The sequence below is a fragment of the Vibrio genomosp. F10 str. 9ZD137 genome (genome assembly GCF_049974785.1).
Taxonomy (GTDB): domain Bacteria; phylum Pseudomonadota; class Gammaproteobacteria; order Enterobacterales; family Vibrionaceae; genus Vibrio.
Genome location: NZ_JBNGCJ010000574.1, coordinates 1 through 5410, shown reverse-complemented (window position 1 = coordinate 5410; position 5410 = coordinate 1). Strand labels below are relative to the sequence as shown.

The window sequence follows — 5410 nt, the reverse complement described above, 5'->3', positions numbered from 1 at the left end:
GCGGTTAAGCGTGTTCCTTGGTACACCAGAGCGTCACTGGCTCCACGATCTATCCCTTCGACAGACGACATCTTGAGTTGGCAAGGTGCGTCGTAACAAGCGTGGCAAACCACGCAGCGGTTATCAATGATGGGTCTGACTTCATTGAGGAAAAAATCAGCCTGTGCGGACTCGTGGCTAACTGTCCGTTGCTGAACACTCGCTTTACCGAATAGCTCATCGTAGTTCAGCCCTGCGTAAGTTGCACAACCTGAGAAAATGACGACAAAACTTAAGAAAAGGAACTTCCTAAAATTCATGTTGTTACCGAAAGAGATTAAAACTATCTATGATTATACAACAAAAAATAGCTGGGTTTAATGAAGCAACTTGACTCTATACAGCGTGAGTTACCCAACGTTGCTCAAGTCACTCTCGTCATGGAAATAGCCATGGAAATTTGATCATAAAAATCTAGCCATGGGTCATAACGATCAAGCAATAACTATTAAGCCATATGTATTAAGCCATATGTATTAAGTATAGCAAGATGAACACGTAGCGAGGGTATAGAAAGGAAGAGTTGAAAGCGGATAGAAAATGACCCAACACAAGGTCGGGCCATTTCAAATAGTGAGGTATCAATAACGATTATGCGCTTACCGCTTGTAATTGGTCTGCAGACACTTCTTTCACAGGTTTAGTAACAAATGCTAGAACAATACAAACAGCCATCATTGCAGCAGAAATCGTATAAGCTAGACTGTAACCACCGTTATGAGACATAGAATACCCCACAACAGCAACGCCTAGTGCACCACCAATTCCCCATGCTGTGTAGAGCACGCCGTAGTTGGTACCGTAGTTTTTTAGGCCGTAATATTCCGCAGTCAGTGATGGGAAGACTGCGAGCAATGTGCCGTAGCCAACCGCGGCAATAGCGGTACCAATAATGAGTGTAAATTCAGAATCGAATGTCGCGAACAACACCATATTGATGCCTTGCAGGATAAAGGCAAGAAGAAGGGTACGAACACCCCCAATTTTGTCTGACAACATACCAGCGCCAACACGACCTGCAGAGTTAAATACAGCAAGAATAGACGCTAAGTAAACCGCATTTGGTAGATTTGCCTGAACACTTGCAATGTTAGTAATGTTACCAATCACCATCAAGCCCACTGATGCTGCAAACGCATACATCACCCAAAGTGAATAAAACTGAGGGGTTTTCAGCATTGTCTTCCAGTTGATGTCAGCCGCTTTTTTAACAACGATTGGAGCTTGGCCTGCTTTTACTTTTGGCTCTGCTGGTACGTAGTCTTCATCAGGGTTATTGATGGTACATGCTAATGGAACGGCAATGAGTAAAACGCCTGTTCCGAGAATCATGAATGCCGTGTTAATACCTAGGTCGGTAATAAGCATTGATGTGAGCGGGGCTAAGTAGATAGCAGCAAGACCAAATCCCGCGGCAATTAAGCCGTTAACCATGCCTTTTTTCGATGGGTGAAACCACTTCATGGCTGAAGGAGACAAACACGCATAGCCGAAACCAATGCCTGCCCCGGTAATGACACCAAAGGTGATATTAAGCATGAGTACCGAATGAACAAAACCAGAGGCAATCATGCCAAGGCCAGTCAGCAAGGTACCTAAGATGAGGATCTTACGTGGCCCCATGCGATCTTGAAGAATACCGGCGACTAGAAGGCAGATAGAAAAAGTGATGGTAGCCGTAGCGTATGGAGAAGAAGCATCCGCCGCGCTCCAACCAAAGTCAGTAACCAGTGCTTTATTAAATACACTCCAAGCATACAGGATGCCAAGACAAAGGTTGATACAGAATCCCGCTAGTAGGATACGCATAGCTTTATCGATCTTGCTCATTATTTATTCCAGTGTTGCCTCGACGTATCGAGGAAGTGATTAAAGGTATTTCTTCAAAATTAGTTTGCGTTTATCAACAATTAACGCAAAGAGCGCGGATTATAACCAATATAAATGTGATTGGAATCTCTTTTTTTACCAAATAATCATTTAATTTCAATGTGTTAAATAATTGAAGCAGTTGTTAAAACTATGTGTTCGGTATGAGTGTTGTCAAGACTGATGCAATGAATCATTTGTAGAATTAACACTTTGTTTTATCGTGGATTTATTATAATTTGATGGATGGCAAAATCAGTATAAATAATATTGATGCAAGTGGGTAATGAAGCCTCAGTTAATTTATTCTTTGTGATCTTGCTATAAAGAGTTGCAAGGTTAGGCTTTCTCGACTCTGCGTTAATGTTTATGCTCATGTGAGTGTCGATATCCCCAATTAAACCATAAAATACGGTCTATCTAGTTTCCCGAAATAGTAAATAGAGGTTCTCATGCTTGATTCAACAGTAAGTGCTTTAGTGGTTCAGGGTGGCGGTCAAAAAGGCGCCTTCGCGGCAGGTGTTTTGGATCAATTTAAGCGACAAGAGTATGACCCGTTTTCTCTCTATTTGGGTACGTCCGCTGGGGCGTTAAACATCGCGGCATTCATCGCTGGTCAAACGGGTTTGGCACTCGACTTTATAATGAACTACACCACGAATCAGCGTTTTTTTGATTTCAATAAGTTTGTGAATAAACAGCAGCCGATGGATCTGGATTGGGCGTTTCAATTTGTGGAAAGTGGGGAGTTTCCATTAGACATAAAAAAAGGAAAAGAGAAACTAGAACAACTTCATCTTGGTCGTAAAAGAGAAGCGCTGGCCTGTGTGACACACGTTGAAGAGCTTAAAGATTATTACTACCCGATTTTTGAAGACAATTGGTTTGATATTTTACGTGCAACCAGTGCGATTCCCGTTCTCTATTTTGATGACATTGAATTTGATGGTGCAACTTGGGTTGATGGGGGCGTGACATCAACGATTCCTGTACATGAAGCGTATCGACGTGGCGCAACAGAACTGGTCGTTATCACCACTGAACCTATTATGAATGAAACGCCATTTGTTAATGAGCAGCAGCTTGCCAATGAAAAGCTACTTGTTAACGAAAAGCTACTTGTTAACGAAAAGCCGTTGGCTAACGAAAATCAATCGCAGCCCAAACCGCCTTCCCAATTTTCTCTTGGCATAGAAAGCGGCTTTGATCAGTTTGTTGAAAAGTATGGCTTAGTTGGGCATGTGTCTCGTTTGAATGAGTTTCATCAGCAGTTTTCTCAAGCGGTTGAACGGGTAAAGTCAAATTACCCTTCATTAGCGGTCCCCTCATTAACCATGCCTTCATTATCTACTCCTTCATTATTAAGAAAGTCAGGCAATATTAATTGGGTGCCAGAAGTAGAAAAGCTGGCTAATTTGCTGAAAGAGCAATCGAAGAAAGGGCATTTTCCAGGAGGCAGTTCAAAGAAAATGGAGATGTTAGTCTCCCATTATCTTAACCATGAATCGGTCAAAGAGTTCATGAATAGGCCTCCTGAAGGTATCGTCATACATGAAATATCACCGGCAACCCCACTTTCAAGTCGAGGCCTACTCAGTGGGAAAGATGATATTCTCAGTGACTACCAGCAAGGCTTGCTGGCAGGGAAAGAGTTCATTATCAATCAACGTAGCCAAATAGAATCTCGGTGCTCGACTTCGTTATAAGCTGACGCAGTAGCGAGTTGTTTGTCAGCGAGTTAACTATTAGTGAGTTAGCTATTGGTTAGCCAGATAAGTCACTATAAAATAATTACTTGTAAGAATGGTGTGACGGGAATGTTTCATAAAAGCAGCGATAACGATGTTATATTTAGCTCAATACAGCTATATTGGCCTATTGGTTAAATATAGGAGTTAAAGGATGAAACTCTCGATATCAGGGAAGTTGCAGCTTAGTTTTCTGCTACTAGCAGTACTTTTTATCGCATCCGCATTTTTTGCATACCGTAGCGTAACCGTTGTTGAAGCTCAGACACATTCACTTCTTCAGTCCGATTTACCGACTGTAGACACCAGTCGTTCACTGCAACAATCCGTTCAAGCAACGCTCTCGACGGTTCGCGCCTTTATGCTACTGGGCGATAACGAACAGGTTGGCGCAGAGCAATTGGACACATTAAATCAAATAATAGCGTCTACCGATGAACGATTACCCACTCTCGAAGTGTTGATCTCGGAGGAAGAGTTTGCTCAGATAAGTGGTCAATGGATCCAACTAAAGGGCTTAGTCACAGAGATCACCGATCTTAGCCACAGTGATGAAAACCTTCCGGCTCATAGCTTATTCATTAACGAAGCTGCGCCTATCGCTGAAGTGGCACTTGATCAAATTCAAGGTTTGATTAATGAAGAATCATCAAATAAGGAAGGCGAAGAACGAAAACGCCTGTTTAAACTATACGCGGATAGCTATACCTCCCTTTCAAACGCGTTGGCTTCAATGCGAGACTTTTTGCTGTATGGGAAACAAGATCATCTCAATAAGTACGCTGATTTTATTAACGTTCATGAAAAATCCGTTGCAGAGATCGAATCTAAAAAGGAGCTGCTAGACAGTAGCGACATCGTCCTTTGGACGTTGTTTAATGAAATGCAGCAACTTTATTTCCCATTGGTACAAGAAGTCGTTGAACTGCGAAAGTCCGCGGGATGGAACCGAGCAAATCAAAAAATGGCGGATGAGCTTATCCCAGCCGCGCGAACACTTGAAGTATCGCTCGAAAACCTCGTTGTAACCCAACAGCAGCAAGCGGATAAAACAGGCCAAGAGATATTTAGTGCTATTTCTAGCGTGATTGGACTACTGATCTCAGCAGGATTAATAGCGCTTGTTGCAGCTTTTACCATTTCACATTTTATGGGGCGTAATATCGGTCGGCGAATTAGTCGTATCTCTCAACGCGCTCAATTAATAGCGAGTGGCGATGTATCACAACCGGCCCTTGATGTTGAAGGCAACGATGAATTGGCCAGTTTAACCGACTCTATTAATCGAATGAATCAATCGTTAGCTGGCATTGTTCAAGGTGTGACAGACAAAGCTCATCAAGTTGATGACAGCATTTCAGGCTTACTGACAGCCAATCAACAGACGCTCAGTCAGGTTTCTGGGCAAAAAGAGGACATTCATCAAATCGTTCAGCAATTGGATGACGTGGCCCAATCGGCACAAACCACGGTTCATCATGCGGATCAATCGATGAAAACACTGGCCCAGTCGAGCGAGCTAATCAGCCAGGGTTCAGAGGCATTGGGCGAAAATAAACAAACGGTCGAAAAGCTATATTCAACCATTGAACAAGCCAGTGCCGAGGTGACGACGCTTAGTCGTGAAAGCGAAGCGATTGGTAGGGTGACGGAAGTTATTGAAGGTCTTGCACAGCAAACGAACCTACTCGCATTAAACGCCGCAATAGAAGCTGCTCGAGCGGGAGAGCAGGGGCGAGGCTTTGCGGTTGTCG

General features: G+C 43.1%; 3 protein-coding genes and 1 pseudogene. 2 read left to right on the top strand and 2 right to left on the bottom strand.

Features of this window, described 5'->3' with window-relative positions; all coding sequences use genetic code 11:
- Both ACP45E_RS13885 and ACP45E_RS13880 read right to left on the bottom strand, forming a co-directional pair.
- Nucleotides 1-299: pseudogene (locus ACP45E_RS13885) on the bottom strand (fatty acid cis/trans isomerase); the annotation flags it as partial.
- A 331-nt stretch (nucleotides 300-630) separates the two neighbouring features.
- On the bottom strand, nucleotides 631-1869 hold the full coding sequence (locus ACP45E_RS13880) for an L-lactate MFS transporter (protein WP_017034980.1): 1239 nt from the start codon (nucleotides 1867-1869) through the stop codon (nucleotides 631-633).
- Nucleotides 1870-2360: 491 nt separating this feature from the next.
- Here ACP45E_RS13880 and ACP45E_RS13875 point away from each other — a divergent pair, with 491 nt between their 5' ends.
- Nucleotides 2361-3614 (top strand): patatin-like phospholipase family protein, encoded by a 1254-nt coding sequence (locus ACP45E_RS13875; RefSeq protein ID WP_069585135.1) that lies wholly within the window; start codon nucleotides 2361-2363, stop codon nucleotides 3612-3614.
- 196 nt (nucleotides 3615-3810) lie between these two features.
- Nucleotides 3811-5410, top strand: a 1600-nt coding sequence (locus ACP45E_RS13870; RefSeq protein ID WP_069585133.1) for a HAMP domain-containing methyl-accepting chemotaxis protein, incomplete at its 3' end; no start/stop codon positions are given.